Genomic DNA, 17,740 nt, shown 5'->3' on the forward strand with positions numbered 1-17,740 from the left:
AACAGAAGTTGTATTAGTATTTTGTGAACTATCGTTAATACAGTTAGAAGGACTCAAAAGTAAGCGATCATCCAATGTTTCGACAACACTCTTTGTGGCTATTATATACAGGAGTCATATGAGTATTTTGGGTTATCCTATATCTGTATGTATAAATGGATTCACGACAAATTGACTGTTAAAAGAAAGGAAGAGGTGACTTTAGAATGGCTGCAAAAACAAAAAAAGCAATTGTTGATAGCAAAAAGCAATTTGATGCCATCAAAAAGCAGTTTGAAACGTTTCAAATTTTAAACGAGAAAGGCGAAGTCGTAAACGAAGCGGCAATGCCGGATCTTTCAGATGACCAATTAAAAGAATTAATGCGCCGTATGGTGTTTACACGTGTATTAGATCAACGTTCAATTTCATTGAACCGTCAAGGACGTCTTGGCTTCTATGCGCCAACAGCTGGACAAGAAGCTTCTCAGCTTGCAACTCACTTTGCACTTGAGAAAGAAGATTTCATTCTTCCAGGATATCGCGATGTACCACAATTAATCTGGCATGGCCTTCCGCTAACAAAAGCATTCTTGTTCTCTCGTGGACATTTTGTTGGTAACCAAATGCCTGAAGATGTGTATGCACTTTCACCACAAATCATTATCGGTGCACAAATCATTCAAGCTGCTGGTGTAGCTCTTGGTTTGAAAAAGCGCGGTAAAAATGCTGTTGCAATCACTTACACTGGTGATGGCGGAGCTTCACAAGGTGATTTCTACGAAGGTATTAACTTTGCAGGGGCTTACAAAGCGCCAGCGATTTTTGTTGTCCAAAACAACAGATATGCGATCTCTACACCTGTTGAAAAGCAATCTGCTGCGCAAACAATTGCACAAAAAGCAGCTGCAGCTGGTATCGTAGGCGTACAAGTTGACGGTATGGATGCATTAGCTGTATATGCAGCGACTGCTGAAGCTCGTGAGCGTGCTGTAAATGGCGAAGGCCCAACATTAATCGAAACTCTTACATTCCGTTACGGCCCACATACAATGGCTGGTGACGATCCAACAAGATATCGTACAAAAGAAGATGAAAACGAGTGGGAGCAAAAAGATCCATTGGTACGCTACCGCAAATTCTTGGAAAACAAAGGCCTATGGTCTGAAGAAGAAGAGAATAAAGTCATCGAAGATGCAAAAGAACAAATCAAACAAGCGATCAAAGAAGCTGACGAACAGCCTAAGCAAAAAGTCACTGACTTGATTGAAAACATGTACGATGTGAAACCATTCAACTTAGTTGAACAGCTTGAAATTTACAAACAGAAGGAGTCGAAGTAAGCCATGGCGCAAATGACAATGATTCAAGCGATCACTGATGCGTTACGCACAGAACTGAAAAATGACGAAAACGTTCTCGTTTTCGGAGAAGACGTTGGTAAAAACGGCGGCGTATTCCGTGCGACTGAAGGATTGCAAAAAGAGTTTGGTGAGGATCGTGTATTCGATACTCCACTTGCTGAATCTGGTATTGGCGGTCTTGCAATTGGCCTTGGACTACAAGAATTCCGCCCAGTAATGGAAATTCAATTCTTCGGATTCGTTTACGAAGTATTAGATTCTGTTTCTGGACAAATGGCTCGTATGCGTTACCGTTCTGGCGGACGCTGGCATTCTCCAGTGACAATCCGTTCACCATTCGGCGGAGGGGTTCATACTCCTGAGCTTCACGCTGACAGCTTAGAAGGTCTTATCGCACAACAGCCTGGTATCAAGGTTGTCATTCCTTCAACACCTTACGATGCAAAAGGACTATTGATTTCTGCAATCCGTGACAACGATCCGGTTGTGTTCCTTGAGCATATGAAACTTTATCGCTCTTTCCGTCAGGAAGTTCCTGAAGAAGAGTACACAATTGAAATCGGTAAAGCTGACGTGAAACGTGAAGGTTCTGACCTTTCAATCATCACTTACGGTGCAATGGTTCACGAATCACTTAAAGCTGCTGAAGAACTTGAAAAAGAAGGCGTTTCTGCTGAAGTGATCGACCTTCGTACAGTAAGCCCGCTTGATATTGAAACAATCATCGCTTCTGTTGAAAAAACAGGTCGTGCGATCGTTGTTCAAGAAGCACAAAAACAAGCTGGTATTGCTGCAAACGTAGTAGCTGAAATCAATGACAGAGCAATTCTTAGCCTAGAAGCACCAGTACTTCGTGTAGCTGCACCTGATACTGTATTTGCTTTCTCTCAAGCTGAGAGCGTATGGCTTCCAAACCATAAAGACGTGCTTGAAACAGCTAAGAAAGTTCTTGAATTTTAATTAAATGACAGAGGGGAAAAGAATTTATTTCTCTTCCCCTTTATCAATTACAAGACCGTGTAAACATACACAACAAGGATTCAACAAAATCTAGGAGGCGAAAAACAGTGGCATTTGAATTTAAACTTCCGGACATCGGAGAAGGTATCCACGAAGGTGAGATCGTTAAGTGGTTTGTAAAACCAAACGACGAAATCAATGAAGATGACGTTTTAGCAGAGGTACAAAACGATAAAGCAGTTGTAGAAATTCCTTCACCTGTTAAAGGAAAAGTATTAGAATTAAAAGTTGAAGAGGGAACAGTTGCAACTGTAGGACAAACAATCATTACGTTCGATGCACCTGGTTACGAAAATCTTCAATTTAAAGGCAACGAAGAAGAAGGCGAAGCAAAAACTGAAGCTCAAGTACAAGGTACTGCTGAAGCTGGTAACGAGCCAGAGAAGAAAGAAGTAGCACAAGAAGAAGCGGCAGCAGCAACTGGCGCAGGCGCACAAGAGCAAGTAGATGCTGATCCAAACAAGCGCGTAATTGCTATGCCATCTGTACGTAAATATGCTCGTGAAAAAGGAGTTGAAATTTACAAAGTTGCAGGTACTGGTAAAAACGGCCGTGTGCTAAAAGAAGATATCGACAGCTTCGTTAATGGTGGTTCTGCAACTCAAGAAGCAGCACCTCAAGCAGCTGAAAGTGCGAGAGAAGAAGCAGCTCCAAAAGCGGCAGCAGCTCCAGTTCTAGAAGGAGAATTCCCAGAAACTCGCGAGAAAATGAGCGGAATCCGCAAAGCGATCGCGAAAGCAATGGTGAACTCTAAGCATACAGCTCCTCACGTAACATTAATGGATGAAGTTGATGTAACAAACCTTGTTGCACATCGTAAACAATTCAAACAAGTTGCAGCTGATCAAGGAATCAAGTTAACTTACTTGCCTTACGTTGTAAAAGCTCTAACTTCTGCTTTGAAAAAGTACCCAGTACTTAACACTTCTATCGATGATAAAACAGATGAAGTTGTTCAAAAGCATTACTACAATATCGGAATTGCAGCTGACACTGAAAAAGGCCTGCTTGTTCCAGTTGTGAAAAATGCAGATCGCAAAGCGATTTTCGAAGTGTCTAACGAAATCAATGAGCTTGCAACAAAAGCACGTGATGGTAAATTGGCTCCAGCTGAAATGAAAGGTGCATCTTGCACAATCACAAACATCGGTTCTGCTGGTGGACAATGGTTTACTCCAGTCATCAACCACCCAGAAGTAGCGATCCTTGGTATTGGCCGTATCGCTGAAAAAGCGGTTGTTCGTGATGGCGAAATCGTTGCAGCTCCAGTCTTAGCTCTTTCCCTAAGCTTTGACCACCGTATGATTGACGGAGCTACTGCGCAAAATGCCCTTAACCACATCAAGCGTTTATTGAATGATCCACAATTAATTTTAATGGAGGCGTAATATCATGGTAGTAGGAGATTTCCCAATCGAAACAGATACTCTTATCATCGGTGCAGGTCCTGGTGGATATGTAGCTGCTATTCGTGCTGCACAGCTTGGACAAAAAGTAACAATCGTTGAAAAAGGAACGCTTGGCGGCGTATGCTTAAACGTCGGCTGTATCCCTTCAAAAGCATTAATCAATGCTGGTCATCGTTTCGAGAATGCAAAGCATTCTGAAGACATGGGTATCAAAGCTGAAAACGTAACAGTTGATTTCACAAAAGTTCAAGAGTGGAAAGCTTCTGTTGTGAGCAAATTAACAGGTGGAGTTCAAGGTCTTCTAAAAGGAAATAAAGTAGACATCGTCAAAGGTGAAGCTTATTTCGTAGACAGCAACTCTGTACGTGTAATGGATGAAAATTCAGCACAGACTTACACTTTCAAAAACGCAATTCTTGCAACTGGATCTCGTCCAATTGAATTGCCTACATTTAAATACACGGACCGCGTGATCAACTCAACTGGTGCTTTAGCGCTTAAAGAAGTACCTAAAAAGTTAGTTGTTATCGGTGGTGGATACATCGGTACCGAGCTTGGAACTGCTTATGCAAACTTTGGAACAGAAGTTGTCATCCTTGAAGGTGGAGACGAAATCCTTCCAGGTTTCGAAAAGCAAATGAGCTCTTTGGTTAAACGTAACCTGAAGAAAAAAGGAAACGTTGAAATCCATACAAACGCTCTTGCAAAAGGCGTTAAAGAAACATCTGATGGTGTCACTGTTACTTTCGAAGTAAAAGGTGAAGAAAAAACAGTTGATGCTGATTACGTACTTGTAACGGTTGGTCGTCGTCCAAACACTGATGAGCTTGGTCTTGAACAAGTTGGTGTTGAATTGACAGACCGTGGAGTTGTCAAAACTGACAAACAATGCCGTACAAGCGTATCTAACATCTATGCAATTGGTGACATCGTTGATGGACCACCACTTGCACACAAAGCTTCTTACGAAGGTAAAATTGCAGCTGAAGCCATCGCTGGAGAGCCAGCTGAAATTGATTACCTTGGTATTCCTGCTGTTGTATTCTCTGAGCCAGAACTTGCAACTGTTGGATACACTGAAGCAGAAGCGAAAGAAGAAGGAATCGAAATCGTTGCAGCGAAATTCCCATTTGCAGCTAACGGACGTGCACTTTCTCTTGACGCAACTGATGGCTTCATGAAAATGATCACTCGTAAAGAGGATGGTCTAGTCATCGGTGCACAAATTGCAGGTGTTGGCGCTTCTGATATGATTTCAGAGCTTAGCCTTGCAATTGAAGCTGGAGTGACTGCTGAAGATATCGCAATGACAATTCATGCTCACCCAACATTAGGTGAAATCACAATGGAAACGGCTGAAGTAGCAATTGGAAGCCCAATCCATATCGTGAAATAACGAACCTATAAAACCCTCTCCAAAAAGGAGAGGGTTTTTTAAACCGTTTAAAGAAAGGCTGCTCAAATGTCTCCATATGAAAAACCCCTCATGAGGTGAGGGGTTTTTTCATATGGTTATCTATAAGTGCAAGGTCGAATCGTTAATTTGTATTCACGCGGTCTAATGCATGACATAAGGGTGATAAGATATCCTCTTTACTGCGGACATTTCCTTCAATCTTTACAATGACTTTTTCATCATTGACAAGTAAAATAGCCGGTAATTCCTCTACTTCATTTTTCCAGCCTTTACGATCTTCTTTTACAATCATCTTTGACATTTCCTTTGGGTACTCATTTTTTAAATCGAGTACTGCATCATAATATGGACTTTCTTTATCAAGATTTTCTGCATCAGTAAAAAAGAGAATTCTTGGTTTTTGAATATGACTGACTTGGTCTGTCTGATTCGGTATGATATAAGCAAAAGAGCATGAACTAAGTACAAAGAGCATGGGGAATATAATGAGAAGTGTCCTCATAAAATTCAATCTATTCACCTCAAAATCCTTTGGGGTTATACCAACATTTTTAGGAGCCGATTCCCTGTTAGTCACTCTAGTGTATCATGTCCTTTTTGACAATTTTCGATTGTTACTCAATTGTTACAGAATTGATATGAAGCAAAATACAATTGAAACGTTCCCTCAATATGATGAGGAAAAAGCATATATTGATAAAAAATGATTAAATGTGTCATACAATTAACCGTTGACAACTTAAATGTGACATCATATTATAGAGATAAGAAATAGATTAAACGCTTTCAAACTATAAGTGAAGAAAAGGGGAATGTACGTGGGTACAATTATTTGTCAAGATTGCAATGAAACCATTGATCAATTTGAGAATGAAAAAGTGACAACGCTATATGGAACGTGTGGTCACTGTCATTGCGGTGATGAAGCCTCTGAATAAATAAAAAAGCATGCAGCTCCATTTGGGGCTGCATGTTTCTTTTTTATAAAATTGGTTTTTGTTCCTTAATGACACGGATCATCTCTAGTGTTGAATCTTCAGGTCCTTGGACAGGGAGACCAATTTCAATATTTTTAAAGATATACGAGACATTTTCTTCTGTGATAATTTCGCCTGGGATAAAAATCGGAATGCCTGGCGGGTATACCATGACAAACTCTGCAATGATGCGGCCAGCCGCTTCTTTAAATGGAATCACTTCTGTTGTGGCGTAAAAGGCGTCACGCGGCGTCATTGCTAGCGATGGGATCTCAGGCAGTAACACTTCCGTCACGGCTTGTTTGCCTCCCTCACATGTTGAAGTTGCGGCAATTTCCTTCATAGCCGTTACAAGCGTATCAATCGTCTCATCAGAATCGCCAGGGGTCACGATACATAAAATGTTGTAAAGGTCAGAGAGTTCCACCTCAATTCGGTAGCTTTCTCTCAGCCATTTTTCGACATCATGGCCATTTAGCCCCAGGTCTTTAATCGAGATAATTAATTTCGTTGGGTCATAATCGTAAGTAGAAGCTGAACCGAGTATTTCCTGACCAATACAGGTAATGCCGTCAATTTGATTCAGACGGTTTCTCGCTAATTCAGACAAACGAATCGCTTCATCTGCGAGCGCCTTTCCTTCAGTGGCTAAACGCTTTCTAGCGACATCTAGTGACGCTAAGAGCAAATAAGAAGTGGATGTTGTCGTCAGCATGCTCAAAATCGATTGCACGCGGTCCTTTGAAACAAGTCCTTCCTTCATATTTAAAATAGAGCTTTGGGTGAGTGAGCCGCCGAGTTTATGGACGCTTGTTGCCGCCATGTCGGCACCTGCCTGCATCGCAGACAGCGGAAGCTCATCGTGAAAGTGAATATGCACACCGTGCGCTTCGTCCACAAGGACAGGTACATTAAATGAATGGGCAATCTCTACGATCGTTTTTAAGTCAGCAGAAATGCCAAAATACGTTGGGTTAATCACAAGTAAACCTTTTGCATCTGGATGCTCGGTCAGTGCTTTTTTGGCTGAGTCTGGTGTAATGCCGTGTGAGATACCAAGTTCTTTATCGATTTCTGGGTGAATAAAAACAGGAACTGCCCCAGAAAATACAATAGCGGACATAATTGATTTATGGACGTTACGAGGAACAATGATTTTATCTCCAGGTCCACAGACCGTCATCACCATTGTCATGATCGCGCCGCTTGTTCCTTGAATGGAGAAAAACGTATGATCAGCACCGAATGCTTCAGCAGCTAACTCTTGTGCTTCTTTTATCATCCCTCGAGGCGAATGTAAATCATCGAGAGGTTCTATATTAATGAGATCAATGCTTAATGCATTATCACCAATGAATGCTCTAAATTCAGGATCCATTCCGGCTCCTTTTTTATGGCCTGGAATGTGAAATTGGACTGGATTAGTTGCAGCGTGTTTTTTTAGTCCAGTGTATAAGGGTGTATCATGTTGTGACAATTGCTTTCCCACCTTCATCGAAATACCTGCTATTATTGTGCCAATAACGACAGATTTCATTGCATAAAACAAAAGAATTATATTATGAACTGATCGGAATGTAAAGCATAAAATCGATCGGTTTCTGATAGATCAAGTGCTATAATGAAAGTTCGAATAAGAAATGAGTGTTAAAGTGAGGGACAAGTAAATGGAATATCAATATCCAATGGATGTCGACTGGACAACAGAGGAAAAGATTGCGGTCATTTCGTTTTTTCAAGCCGTTGAAAAAGCGTATGAAAAAGGAATTGCCAAGCAGGAATTATTAAATGCTTATAAACGATTTAAAGAGGTTGTGCCATCGAAAGCAGAGGAAAAGACGCACTCTGCGGCGTTTGAAAAAGGAAGCGGGTATTCTCCTTATCGCACAGTGAAAAGGGCTAGAGAGGCAGAAGAAGCAGCGATTATACGCATGTAAAAAAACGAGCCGTGATAGGCTCGTTTTTTATACAGATTCTTTCTGTGTAAAGCGGTATAGATAAGTCAACGTGCGGAAGGCTTCTTCGATTTTCGATAAAAACTCTTCATTATTCATTTGAACGACTTCTTCTCTAGGCAGCTGAATGCCGCAAAGGAGTTCGGCTTTCTTTACCGTTTGAACACGTTCAAATAGTGTTTTCAGCTGTTCAGCATCAAGCTCACTGTGACGCAGTACGTCTGGTTTCATATGATCTTTAGACCAAACGAAATCTTGCGGTATTTTCTGCTGGATGGTGTCTAGCTCTTTTTCGAATAATTGTCCATACTCACCTTTAACCGGAGATTCATAAATAAGCGCAAACCATACAAATACATGAGTTTTCCAAAGCCCAATTTGAAAATGAGGGAGCTTTTTATACCCGCGCTTACTGTTTGCAAAAGCAACCCACGTATCATTTGGCGGGTTGACTGATCTTCTCGCATGCTTTGCTACGTGTACAAACATCTCATCTCCTGTAATAGAAGAAAGAAGCGGTGCAAAATGATCGCCAAGTGCCTCAAGCTTTGGACGGACTCTTTCTTTTAATACGGTCATTCGTTCATCTAAACCGTCAACTGTGAATGTCTCAAAATCTTCATCTCTAAAACGCATCTCACTCATGTTATGCCTCCTGTATCTTTTCGCTGTTCATATTTTATCATAGCTTTGGTCAAGCTCAAAAAAAGATGCACCATGAGGAGAAAGATTGCAGAACATGATGCAGCGTTTAAAAACATCGAATTTGTGGTACATAACAAATAGGTAAAAACACAATTTTCAGAATGTCGTTGCGGTTATGCGATCGCTTCATACGATATAAGCAAGAACCAATTCTCCTATCGATTGTATTTTTTATCAATGAAAACTGACAAGGAATGAATCATTCTCTGGAAGGGGCGTTGACCAATGAAGCAAATCGTGAAGCAGGGGTATAGACAAGAGAAGAAGAATCGCATCGCTGTGTGGAGATTAGAGGTTGATTATGAGCTTTCTACGCTTCATGAAGCCATCGAGCAAAAAGATGATATCCAAATTGAACGCAGCAAACGAAAGCTTGAGCGCCTAAGAAAAGAATGGGAGCAGCTTCAAGGGTAAAACAAGGTGAGGTAAAAACGAACCAATTCATCGGTTCGTTTTTGTATGAAGCTGCTTTTTTCTTGCTTTTACGTACATAATATCAGTATGCTAATACAAATAGGTACTACATAGAAAAGAGGTTTACAGTCTGATGACAAACTGGGTGGAAATTGACCGTCTTGCAAAGCTTTGGGTAAAAGAAGCAGGAAGCCGCATTAAAGCGTCCATGCAGGAAGGTCTATCAATTGAAACAAAATCAAATCCAAATGATCTTGTCACAAATATCGATAAAGAAACAGAGCGTTTTTTCATTGAAAAGATTCAGTCGACATTTTCAGATCATCATATTTTAGGAGAAGAGGGACAAGGGGAAGAGGTGACCTCACTGGGTGGGATTGTGTGGATCATTGATCCGATTGATGGCACAATGAACTTTATCCATCAAAAACGCAACTTTGCCATTTCAATTGGGATATTTGAAAATGGTGTTGGAAAAATCGGACTGATTTATGACGTGATTCATGACGAGCTATACCATGCAGTCAAAGGAAAAGGCGCCTATATGAACGATACCTTACTCCCGCCTTTAAAAGATGTAGCGATTGAAAAAGCCGTTGTTGGCATAAACCCGACATGGGCGATTGAAAGCCCGCATTTTGACGCCAAACCATTTGCCCGTCTCGTACGTGATGTGAGGGGGACACGAACCATAGGGTCAGCTGCGCTTGAGCTCGCTTATATTGCAAGTGGCAGAAGTGACGCATACGTCACGTTAAGGCTTGCGCCATGGGATTATGCAGCAGGCTGCGTGCTGCTTGATGAAGTAGGGGCTGTTTACTCAAATATTCACGGAGACCGGCTTACGTTCCTAGAGAAAAATAGCATTGTTGCCGGAAATCGATCCATTTGTGAAAAGATCTTGCACGATTACATAAAAGGAAGCGAAAATAATAGATAAACACCATCACTTCATGAGAATGAAGTGATTTTTTGTGTTTTATGAAACTTTTAGGTAAGACAAATGTCTATACGAACGAGGCCTTAATTTGATGTAAAGGATTGTGTATCGATGTTTGATTTGTTTAGTGATGTATCCCTCCACTTTGAAAGGTATTTGATTTTAAATGAATACAGCATCAAGATCATTCAATGGTGTGTTTTTGGACTGTTTGTTCTCTTTGTCACGCTTCCCCTGTGGAAAGGAAAAAAAAGCGGCTATTTATTTTATGCAGGTGTCGTATTGCGTGTGGTTCTGCTAGGCGGAATGACAATTGAAATGGTTCACCAAGTCATGGCGAGACAATATACGATTGAAACATTTGAAGTACTGACCGATTTTATGCAATTTCTCATCTATGGTTATGTATTGCTTGCATCCCTTTATTATGTGATTTCTCTTCCTTATTTAAAAAATAAAGGCGTGTTTTTTGCTTTTGATTTATCTGTGTTACTTCTGCCTTTATGTCAAACTGTGTTTATTATTTTTGCTGAAAGCAAAATGTTCTTTATCGATGGAGATACGGGGCTTGTGTGGAGAGATCTTATCACCGCTGCGCTCATGGTTGGCTTTGCCGCATCTCTTTTGTATTTTTTCTTCCGCTCGTTTTGGCATCAGAAGTGGAAGGAATTGCTTTTGTTCTATGGCCTGATTTTCGCTGCACTGCTTTATATATTTTATCCTTCTCTCTCGAGGTATGGGCTTCAATCTTCATTTAAATCAATTGTGATTTTAGCGACAGCAGCAGGAAGCTTTATGACGATTTATTTGTTAAGTGCTTTATTACAAGACAAGATGAGGTTGAGACAGTGGTGCACAGGGAGTATAGCCGTCTTTTTTCTGCTATTACTCAATCCGATCGTAAATGTCCCTCATACAATGTTCCAATTCACCAAAACGGAACTGGTAGATACTTTCTCAGAAGAATATCGCCCTTTATCTGCAACAAGTGCAAAAGAATTCGCCTCAAAGTTTGTACCAGCGGATCAGTCGTTATATTTAAAATCTAGTCATCAGCCTATCCCTTATCTCTACGTGTTTGCAGGTGATCAGTATGAAGTGAATATTTCTGCGTTTACAGGCGAATTAAGCGGCTATTCCTACCGGGGTCGTATCGTGGGTAAGGATTTGACCGATAAAGAATATAGGGAAAAAACCATTGAATTTTTCGAAAGAAGCGGACGATCAATAGATCTAGATCGCATTCATGTAGCGATAAAAAAAGAAGGCGGAGAGACAAACGTTCTTCTTCTGCCAAAAATGTCTCAGAATGAAAATGAGAGCTTAGCATTCGCCACCTGGAAAAAAGGGACGCTTCGACAAGCGCAATACGGGAACGCCATCTTTCAATTGAAGGATATAGACGGAATCAATTTAACAGAAACTGAGATAAAAAACACGATAAACAGCATTTATAAAAACTTAAATCTACAGCCACCTGCTTATCAAATCACAGGCATTGATGATTTTTATTTTGATTGGCAGCATCAAGTGAAAGTGACAACAAAAGATCAATCGGAGTTTCTGTTTAATGGTTCAACAAAAGAATGCATCAGAATCGAGCTTTCAAAAGCGATTCTTCATCAGAAAAAAGGAAAAATCAGCGATGAAGATTTGTTAAAGATCATAGGGGAAAACCCAAAAGACGTGAGGAGAAAAACAGGGTCTGGTGAACACAAACAGTATACATTTGACCGAGCTTCTCAGTTACTGAATATTTATAGAGATACTGATGGAATTGAGTTGAATTGGCAATCAGCTTCTTCTTTGCCTCATACGGTATCTAATCAAGAACGTGATGAAGTCTATCAGCAAGTACTAAAAAAGTATAAACCATATACGATCTATAAAAAACAAATAAAACCAGTGAGAATGATCAACCAAGAAGGAGAAATGAACATTTCATGGCTTGTCATCATTCAAACATTCGGACTAAATGAGCGTAAAATCTATGAAGTAAATGGACGAACAAAAGAGGTGCACCGTTTTGACAGATAAAGAAAAGCAAGCCATCTTTCAAGACTTATTTGAATTGTATCAAGAAGGGGAGCTGGGAGAAGAGGCAGCCAGCTGGATGAAGAGACATGAACAGCAATTTCAGCATTCTTTCATAGGAAATGATCAGTCTTCAGCACTGACTGAGGATCAGAATGACGATAACGAGTTAAAACGTATGAAGGGGTTTATTTACTCGTTATATCTCTTTTTTATCGTCTTATCTATTTGGATGACTGTGTGGTTTTATTTTTAATGTCTAGACCAGCCGATCAAATTGAAAAAATATATGAAGAGTATTTTCAGGAAATCACCAAATATTTATATCGCCGGACAGGAAATATGGAAACGGCCAAGGATCTAGCGCAGGATGTATTTATGAAGGCGCTACATGGATTATCCTCTTTTAAAGGACATTCTAGTATTAAAACATGGCTTTATACCATTGCTTATCACACTTTTGTCAATGACTATCGCCGAAAAGTAAAACAGTCATTTACAGATGTAGAGGATGTTGATTACTTAGAGCAGCAGACTTTCATCACACCAGAAGACCACATAGAAACACAAGCTGACATTCAAAGGCTGTGGCATCATATCAATCAACTGAAGGATTCTTACAGGGAAGTCCTCATTTTAAGAGATATTCAGGAATTGTCATATGAAGAAGTAGCTGAAATTTTGAATTGGACTTTATCTAAAGTCAAAACAACCCTTCATCGAGCCAGATTAGAGCTGAAGCGAATGCTACATTGTGAGGAGTTCAATAAATGAGCTGTTATTTGATCGAAGAATTGTTACCACTTTATATAGAGGGGGACACGAGTACAGAAACAAATAAAATAGTAGCCGAGCACTTACATTCCTGCGAGAGTTGCCGTCATCTTTATCAAGAAATGAAAGAGCCAATTTCTCTCATGAAGACACCGGATCCCATCCCATATTTAAATGAAAAGGAAGAAAAAAGAAAATTCGAGAAGCGCTACTATGGAAAGCTCTTATGCCGAGCGAGTATCGTGTTTAGTGTAGTGTATGTCATCATGATCATTCTATATTGGCTGAAATAAAAACCCCCATCTGGACGAACCAGGTGGGGGTTTTCGAGCTTAGTTTAATTTTTCTTTTGCAAGTTGAACTGCATCATAGAAAGTTTTTAATTGCTCTTGAGGAATTTTCTTAAGCAATTGGTTGAAAATAAGTAATTCAGTAGATTTGAATCCAAGACCTTTTGCGATTTTTGAATCAATTACAACGTTTCCTTTTTTGTCTAGAACAAGTGCATCACCAGCAAGATCAGCAATTCTGATCACTGATTTGAAAAGCTTTTCGAATTTAGTTGCTTCTTCTTTAGTAAGACCAAGTTCAATCGCTTTTTCTGCATCAAAAACTAATTTTCCTTTTTCGTTTTTAGTGATGCTTTCACTGAAAACGATTGTAAGAACAGCTGCGCGATCTAAGAATTTCTCAGCAGTCGCCGCTTCTTCTTCAGTCAAACCGAGCTCAACAGCTTTTTTCACATCAAATGTGTAGCTGTTGTCTTCCTCAACAAATGAATTGATGAGAATATTGATGACACGCCCGTTCTTCTCCAATAAATCTTTAATGACCTGTTGCTGCTCAAAAGGAATCCCTTTGAAAGTTGCAGCGCTTGCTTGCCCAGGAGCTACTGTTGTGAAAGTAAGAATGATAGCTAAAGCGAAAAATACAACAGAGCTGAGCGATTTGCTCAAAAACTTCTTCATGCTTCTTTTCTCTCCCTTTTCTGTTAAATTTTGTTGCAAGAACAGCATACCATGAGAAAGTTTGTGGAAGAATAGGAAAAATGTAACTTTGTGTTTGATTTTGGAGAACTATAAAAGTTCTTGTCGAAAAATAGAGAGGTTCAGATTGCTTATATTTGCCAAGTCTATATGCTATTTTCAGTCTGATTACTCGGTTTTTCATGGGTGGTTGGTCTTGTTTTTGCTCAAAATAAAAAGCCTTCTACATGTAGAATGTAAAAGGCTTTTGAAAAAATTTATGATTGCACGTTTAATTTTCTTTTTAATGTAAATCCTGTACCCATGAAAATCAAGGCGAACACGATACTAAGGCATGTTCCCAGTATGCTTTTTTCTGCAACAGATACCCCAATAAACGCCATACTGACGACTGCAAGTAATGCACATAATAATAGAAGCCATTTGATTTGTTTCATTTGTCTCCATCCCTTTTTTTAGAGTTAATATAAGTTTACAGAAAAACGATCGGATTTTAAAGGGGATTGTGATATAATATGAAAGTTATCTAATTATTTTAGGAGATGAAAATGTGAAACTTCGAAAAGATCTTCGCAACATCGCAATTATTGCCCACGTTGACCATGGTAAAACGACGCTTGTTGACCAATTGCTCCATCAAGCTGGTACTTTCCGTGCGAATGAAAATATCGCTGAGAGAGCCATGGATTCAAATGATTTAGAGCGAGAGCGTGGTATTACGATTTTAGCTAAAAATACTGCGATCCATTATAAAGATACACGCATTAATATTTTAGATACACCAGGACACGCCGATTTCGGTGGTGAGGTTGAGCGTATCATGAAAATGGTAGATGGTGTACTTCTCGTGGTGGACGCTTATGAAGGCTGTATGCCTCAAACACGATTTGTGCTGAAAAAAGCACTTGAGCAAAACTTAACACCAATTGTTGTTGTCAATAAAATTGACCGCGACTTTGCTCGTCCGGCTGAAGTAGTCGATGAAGTCATTGACTTGTTCATTGAATTGGATGCAACAGAAGAACAGCTTGAATTCCCAGTTGTGTATGCATCAGCAATCAATGGTACGGCAAGTAATGATGCGAGCAAGCAAGATGAAAACATGGAATCTTTGTTTGAAGCAATTGTCAACCATATTCCAAGCCCAATTGATAACCATGAAGAGCCGCTTCAATTCCAAGTGGCGCTACTTGATTACAATGATTATGTTGGAAGAATTGGAATCGGCCGTGTATTCAGAGGAACAATGCAAGTAGGACAGCAAGTGGCCCTGATGAAAGTTGATGGCAGTGTGAAACAATTCCGTGTGACAAAGATTTTTGGTTTCCAAGGGTTAAAACGAGTGGAAATCAATGAAGCGAAAGCTGGAGATCTTGTCGCTGTATCTGGTATGGAAGACATCAACGTAGGTGAAACAGTTTGTCCGGTAGAACACCAAGAGGCACTGCCAATCCTTCGTATTGATGAGCCGACACTTCAAATGACGTTTGTTGTCAATAACAGCCCATTTGCAGGCCGTGAAGGGAAATACGTGACTTCACGTAAAATAGAAGAGCGTTTAGAGCAGCAGCTTCAAACAGACGTAAGTCTTCGCGTGGATCCAACTGATTCACCTGATGCTTGGGTTGTATCTGGACGCGGGGAGCTTCACTTATCGATTCTGATTGAGAATATGAGACGTGAAGGGTTTGAATTACAAGTATCGAAGCCAGAAGTTATTGTAAAAGAAGTGGATGGTGTTCGATGTGAGCCTGTAGAACGCGTTCAAATTGATGTACCAGAAGAGCACACTGGCTCTATCATGGAATCAATGGGCGCAAGAAAAGGTGACATGATTGACATGATCAACAATGGTAACGGTCAAGTTCGCCTGATCTTTACAGTACCATCACGTGGTTTAATCGGATATACAACTGAATTTCTTTCATTAACTCGTGGTTTTGGTATTCTGAACCATACGTTTGACAGCTATCAGCCGATGCAGTCTGGTCAAGTTGGCGGACGCCGTCAAGGTGTACTTGTTTCAATGGAAACAGGCAAAGCAACTTCTTACGGAATCCAAGGCGTTGAAGAGCGCGGTGTGATTTTTGTTGAGCCGGGTACTGAAGTGTATCAAGGAATGATTGTTGGTGAGCATAACCGTGAGAACGACCTTGTTGTCAACGTTAGCCGTATGAAACAACAAACGAACGTACGTTCAGCGACAAAAGATCAAACGGTTAGTATGAAAAAACCACGTATTATGTCACTTGAGGAATCTCTTGAGTACCTTAATGAAGACGAATACTGTGAGGTTACACCAGAATCCATTCGTCTAAGAAAGAAAATTTTAGATAAAAACGAACGTGAGAAAGCGGCGAAGAAGAAAAAGCTAGCAGGATTATCATAATTCCATGAAGAATTAACAAAGATAGAACCCTGAAAGATAAGGGGAGGGAATCTTTTTGAATGATCAGGAAGTAAGTGAGAATCTATCCTTTTTCGCGATGCTGTTTCGTGTCGATGAAAATCCGCAAACAGGGATGTGGCTCCTATATGGCACCATCCTTGTTTTAGCGATTATTGTTTTTAAGCTCGGCTTTGCTAGACGTTTACCGATTTTAAAAGCGCTCGTGATTTATTTGTTTTTGATTTTTGGCTGTACGTTTCTCACATTTCTAGGAATCTTCTTGCCAGTAGCGGAAGGCTTGGTCGTGGCAGCTGCCATTTTGATTATTTATAAAATACGGCTGCATCGTGCGAAAAAAGAAGGAACAGTAAATACGTAAAAAAGACCTGAACATGTGTCAGGTCTTTTTTTATGTTTTTTGTTCTTTTTTTCCTTTTTTCTTCTTTTTCTCTTTCGTCGCAGGATCTTGATAAAGAGAGAATCTGCCAGTTTTGATGCGTGCTTCTGTCTTTACTTTAATTCTTTCTTGGCAGTCATCGCACATATATGTATGAATCGGTCGATTTCTTAACCGCTTAGCAACGAGTGTATCATCATCAATGGTTTCAAGCTTTTCACATAATGAGCACTTCACTCTCATCATTTTCACCTCACTTTATTGCATTCATTATAGCATGTTTTCTGGACCACTTGAAATCAGCGTAGTAAAAGGCTTATATCACAGGAGATATAAGCCTTTCTCATTATTTCTTCTGATTCATATGATGGTTTGATTGATCGTTTTGATTTTTGTCTAACTGCTTTTGATCGTTTTGTTTGAGCTGATCATTCGGATCATTTGTCGGGTCCTTTTCGCTACGATCGATTTCATTTCGCGGCATCTCTGGCATCACACGTCCGACAATGGCAGCTAGTTCATCCATAATACCACTTACAGGACGGCCTGCTTGAATTTCTTTGCCCATTTCTTTTAAACGGCTGACTGTATCTGGGTCAGCGACCACAACAGCATTCGCACCCTCTGGGTCATTTTTCAGCGCTTTTGCGACTGAATATTTAATGGTTTCGACTTTGCTTCTATCTAAATCATCTTTTACATCAATGCCAACAACAGCATAGCGGCCGATAACGATAGCCGTTGCATCATTTACATCTGCTACGTGCTCGGTCACATTGACAAGATGCTGCGCAACATCTGTTGATGGGCGGGCTTGATCGGTATTTTTCTTGGTTGAGTCTGACACCCGTACTAAATGCTGGCGTCCATCTTGCTTGTCCAAAGCCTCTGGCTTTTCCTGCTGCTGGCAAGCGCCCAACAGAAAAATGGTATGAATCATGAATAATGTAACAAATAGTCGCATGTGTATTCCCTCCTTC

The 17,740-nt window shown here is 40.2% G+C and carries 21 protein-coding genes; 14 read left to right on the forward strand and 7 right to left on the reverse strand.

The genetic code is table 11. From position 1 onward, the window contains the following. Positions 1-206 precede the first annotated feature (206 nt). From pdhA to lpdA, 4 genes are all read left to right on the forward strand, one after another. The gene (pdhA, locus tag ACYH0L_RS06905; RefSeq protein ID WP_012009823.1) at positions 207-1,322 is read left to right on the forward strand and encodes a pyruvate dehydrogenase (acetyl-transferring) E1 component subunit alpha; all 1,116 of its coding nucleotides are present in this window, start codon (positions 207-209) and stop codon (positions 1,320-1,322) included. A gap of 3 nt (positions 1,323-1,325) precedes the next feature. After that, positions 1,326-2,303, forward strand: coding sequence for a pyruvate dehydrogenase complex E1 component subunit beta (gene pdhB, locus ACYH0L_RS06910; protein ID WP_012009824.1), 978 nt, complete (start codon positions 1,326-1,328; stop codon positions 2,301-2,303). Positions 2,304-2,410: 107 nt separating this feature from the next. Beyond that, positions 2,411-3,751, forward strand: a complete 1,341-nt coding sequence (locus ACYH0L_RS06915) for a dihydrolipoamide acetyltransferase family protein (protein ID WP_327925294.1) — start codon at positions 2,411-2,413, stop codon at positions 3,749-3,751. A 4-nt stretch (positions 3,752-3,755) separates the two neighbouring features. Continuing rightward, a complete protein-coding gene (gene lpdA / locus ACYH0L_RS06920) occupies positions 3,756-5,168 on the forward strand; it encodes a dihydrolipoyl dehydrogenase (protein WP_099725986.1) in 1,413 nt (470 codons plus the stop codon). Positions 5,169-5,310: 142 nt separating this feature from the next. Here lpdA and ACYH0L_RS06925 read toward each other — a convergent pair whose 3' ends face one another. Continuing rightward, positions 5,311-5,691, reverse strand: a complete 381-nt coding sequence (locus tag ACYH0L_RS06925) for a hypothetical protein (protein ID WP_230031187.1) — start codon at positions 5,689-5,691, stop codon at positions 5,311-5,313. A gap of 316 nt (positions 5,692-6,007) precedes the next feature. On the opposite strand from ACYH0L_RS06925, the gene ACYH0L_RS06930 reads away from it, so the two are divergent. Beyond that, a complete protein-coding gene (locus ACYH0L_RS06930) occupies positions 6,008-6,127 on the forward strand; it encodes a GapA-binding peptide SR1P (protein ID WP_078061763.1) in 120 nt (39 codons plus the stop codon). A gap of 43 nt (positions 6,128-6,170) precedes the next feature. On the opposite strand, the gene ACYH0L_RS06935 is transcribed toward ACYH0L_RS06930, so the two are convergent. Further along, complete coding sequence (locus ACYH0L_RS06935; protein ID WP_099725983.1) at positions 6,171-7,643, reverse strand: aminotransferase class I/II-fold pyridoxal phosphate-dependent enzyme; 1,473 nt, start codon at positions 7,641-7,643, stop codon at positions 6,171-6,173. 190 nt (positions 7,644-7,833) lie between these two features. Between ACYH0L_RS06935 and ACYH0L_RS06940 the strand changes: the two genes are divergently transcribed. Beyond that, complete coding sequence (locus ACYH0L_RS06940; RefSeq protein WP_099725982.1) at positions 7,834-8,103, forward strand: UPF0223 family protein; 270 nt, start codon at positions 7,834-7,836, stop codon at positions 8,101-8,103. A gap of 27 nt (positions 8,104-8,130) precedes the next feature. Here the strand turns inward: ACYH0L_RS06940 and ACYH0L_RS06945 are convergent, their stop codons facing one another. Continuing rightward, a complete protein-coding gene (locus ACYH0L_RS06945) occupies positions 8,131-8,766 on the reverse strand; it encodes a DUF1054 domain-containing protein (protein WP_099725981.1) in 636 nt (211 codons plus the stop codon). A gap of 285 nt (positions 8,767-9,051) precedes the next feature. Between ACYH0L_RS06945 and ACYH0L_RS06950 the strand changes: the two genes are divergently transcribed. The 6 genes from ACYH0L_RS06950 (at position 9,052) to ACYH0L_RS06975 (ending at position 13,281) form a co-directional block, all read left to right on the forward strand. After that, a complete protein-coding gene (locus ACYH0L_RS06950) occupies positions 9,052-9,240 on the forward strand; it encodes a hypothetical protein (RefSeq protein ID WP_024424761.1) in 189 nt (62 codons plus the stop codon). 133 nt (positions 9,241-9,373) lie between these two features. Beyond that, positions 9,374-10,180, forward strand: coding sequence for an inositol monophosphatase family protein (locus ACYH0L_RS06955; protein ID WP_099725980.1), 807 nt, complete (start codon positions 9,374-9,376; stop codon positions 10,178-10,180). 111 nt (positions 10,181-10,291) lie between these two features. Then, positions 10,292-12,217, forward strand: a complete 1,926-nt coding sequence (locus tag ACYH0L_RS06960) for a hypothetical protein (protein WP_482354436.1) — start codon at positions 10,292-10,294, stop codon at positions 12,215-12,217. After that, positions 12,207-12,470, forward strand: a complete 264-nt coding sequence (locus ACYH0L_RS06965) for a hypothetical protein (RefSeq protein WP_256499524.1) — start codon at positions 12,207-12,209, stop codon at positions 12,468-12,470. The genes ACYH0L_RS06960 and ACYH0L_RS06965 overlap by 11 nt, the downstream gene beginning before the upstream one ends. Further along, positions 12,470-12,988, forward strand: a complete 519-nt coding sequence (locus tag ACYH0L_RS06970; RefSeq protein WP_256499661.1) for a sigma-70 family RNA polymerase sigma factor — start codon at positions 12,470-12,472, stop codon at positions 12,986-12,988. The genes ACYH0L_RS06965 and ACYH0L_RS06970 overlap by 1 nt, the downstream gene beginning before the upstream one ends. Further along, on the forward strand, positions 12,985-13,281 hold the full coding sequence (locus ACYH0L_RS06975) for an anti-sigma factor family protein (RefSeq protein WP_256499525.1): 297 nt from the start codon (positions 12,985-12,987) through the stop codon (positions 13,279-13,281). Before ACYH0L_RS06970 ends, ACYH0L_RS06975 begins: the two co-directional genes overlap by 4 nt. 39 nt (positions 13,282-13,320) lie before the next feature. Here the strand turns inward: ACYH0L_RS06975 and ACYH0L_RS06980 are convergent, their stop codons facing one another. Both ACYH0L_RS06980 and ACYH0L_RS06985 read right to left on the reverse strand, forming a co-directional pair. Next, positions 13,321-13,956: a hypothetical protein gene (locus ACYH0L_RS06980; RefSeq protein ID WP_249704692.1), complete on the reverse strand. Its 636-nt coding sequence runs from the start codon at positions 13,954-13,956 to the stop codon at positions 13,321-13,323. A gap of 275 nt (positions 13,957-14,231) precedes the next feature. Continuing rightward, complete coding sequence (locus tag ACYH0L_RS06985; RefSeq protein ID WP_099725978.1) at positions 14,232-14,411, reverse strand: DUF5325 family protein; 180 nt, start codon at positions 14,409-14,411, stop codon at positions 14,232-14,234. A gap of 113 nt (positions 14,412-14,524) precedes the next feature. Here ACYH0L_RS06985 and typA point away from each other — a divergent pair, with 113 nt between their 5' ends. Together typA and ACYH0L_RS06995 are read left to right on the forward strand one after the other, a co-directional pair. Further along, positions 14,525-16,363, forward strand: a complete 1,839-nt coding sequence (gene typA / locus ACYH0L_RS06990) for a translational GTPase TypA (RefSeq protein WP_034318093.1) — start codon at positions 14,525-14,527, stop codon at positions 16,361-16,363. Positions 16,364-16,460: 97 nt separating this feature from the next. Continuing rightward, entirely contained in the window at positions 16,461-16,742 is a 282-nt protein-coding gene (locus ACYH0L_RS06995) for a YlaH-like family protein (RefSeq protein ID WP_044334035.1), read from the forward strand. Between the two features lie 30 nt (positions 16,743-16,772). On the opposite strand, the gene ACYH0L_RS07000 is transcribed toward ACYH0L_RS06995, so the two are convergent. Together ACYH0L_RS07000 and ACYH0L_RS07005 are read right to left on the reverse strand one after the other, a co-directional pair. Beyond that, positions 16,773-17,003 carry a YlaI family protein gene (locus tag ACYH0L_RS07000; RefSeq protein ID WP_012009835.1) on the reverse strand — a complete coding sequence of 77 codons (231 nt, stop codon included), beginning with the start codon at positions 17,001-17,003 and terminating at the stop codon, positions 16,773-16,775. Between the two features lie 103 nt (positions 17,004-17,106). Continuing rightward, on the reverse strand, positions 17,107-17,724 hold the full coding sequence (locus tag ACYH0L_RS07005) for a YhcN/YlaJ family sporulation lipoprotein (protein ID WP_099725976.1): 618 nt from the start codon (positions 17,722-17,724) through the stop codon (positions 17,107-17,109). Positions 17,725-17,740: the final 16 nt, after the last annotated feature.

It is taken from the genome of Bacillus sp. MC1252, assembly GCF_056838025.1.

Bases quoted from the DNA above. Each gene is read 5' to 3' on its own strand.
- pdhA (WP_012009823.1), top strand. From the start codon at position 207: ATGGCTGCAAAAACAAAAAAAGCAATTGTTGATAGCAAAAAGCAATTT.
- pdhB (WP_012009824.1), top strand. From the start codon at position 1,326: ATGGCGCAAATGACAATGATTCAAGCGATCACTGATGCGTTACGCACA.
- lpdA (WP_099725986.1), top strand. From the start codon at position 3,756: ATGGTAGTAGGAGATTTCCCAATCGAAACAGATACTCTTATCATCGGT.
- ACYH0L_RS06925 (WP_230031187.1), bottom strand. From the start codon at position 5,691: ATGAGGACACTTCTCATTATATTCCCCATGCTCTTTGTACTTAGTTCA.
- ACYH0L_RS06940 (WP_099725982.1), top strand. From the start codon at position 7,834: ATGGAATATCAATATCCAATGGATGTCGACTGGACAACAGAGGAAAAG.
- ACYH0L_RS06945 (WP_099725981.1), bottom strand. From the start codon at position 8,766: ATGAGTGAGATGCGTTTTAGAGATGAAGATTTTGAGACATTCACAGTT.
- ACYH0L_RS06950 (WP_024424761.1), top strand. From the start codon at position 9,052: ATGAAGCAAATCGTGAAGCAGGGGTATAGACAAGAGAAGAAGAATCGC.
- ACYH0L_RS06955 (WP_099725980.1), top strand. From the start codon at position 9,374: ATGACAAACTGGGTGGAAATTGACCGTCTTGCAAAGCTTTGGGTAAAA.
- ACYH0L_RS06960 (WP_482354436.1), top strand. From the start codon at position 10,292: ATGTTTGATTTGTTTAGTGATGTATCCCTCCACTTTGAAAGGTATTTG.
- ACYH0L_RS06970 (WP_256499661.1), top strand. From the start codon at position 12,470: ATGTCTAGACCAGCCGATCAAATTGAAAAAATATATGAAGAGTATTTT.
- ACYH0L_RS06975 (WP_256499525.1), top strand. From the start codon at position 12,985: ATGAGCTGTTATTTGATCGAAGAATTGTTACCACTTTATATAGAGGGG.
- ACYH0L_RS06980 (WP_249704692.1), bottom strand. From the start codon at position 13,956: ATGAAGAAGTTTTTGAGCAAATCGCTCAGCTCTGTTGTATTTTTCGCT.
- ACYH0L_RS06985 (WP_099725978.1), bottom strand. From the start codon at position 14,411: ATGAAACAAATCAAATGGCTTCTATTATTATGTGCATTACTTGCAGTC.
- ACYH0L_RS06995 (WP_044334035.1), top strand. From the start codon at position 16,461: ATGCTGTTTCGTGTCGATGAAAATCCGCAAACAGGGATGTGGCTCCTA.
- ACYH0L_RS07000 (WP_012009835.1), bottom strand. From the start codon at position 17,003: ATGAGAGTGAAGTGCTCATTATGTGAAAAGCTTGAAACCATTGATGAT.
- ACYH0L_RS07005 (WP_099725976.1), bottom strand. From the start codon at position 17,724: ATGCGACTATTTGTTACATTATTCATGATTCATACCATTTTTCTGTTG.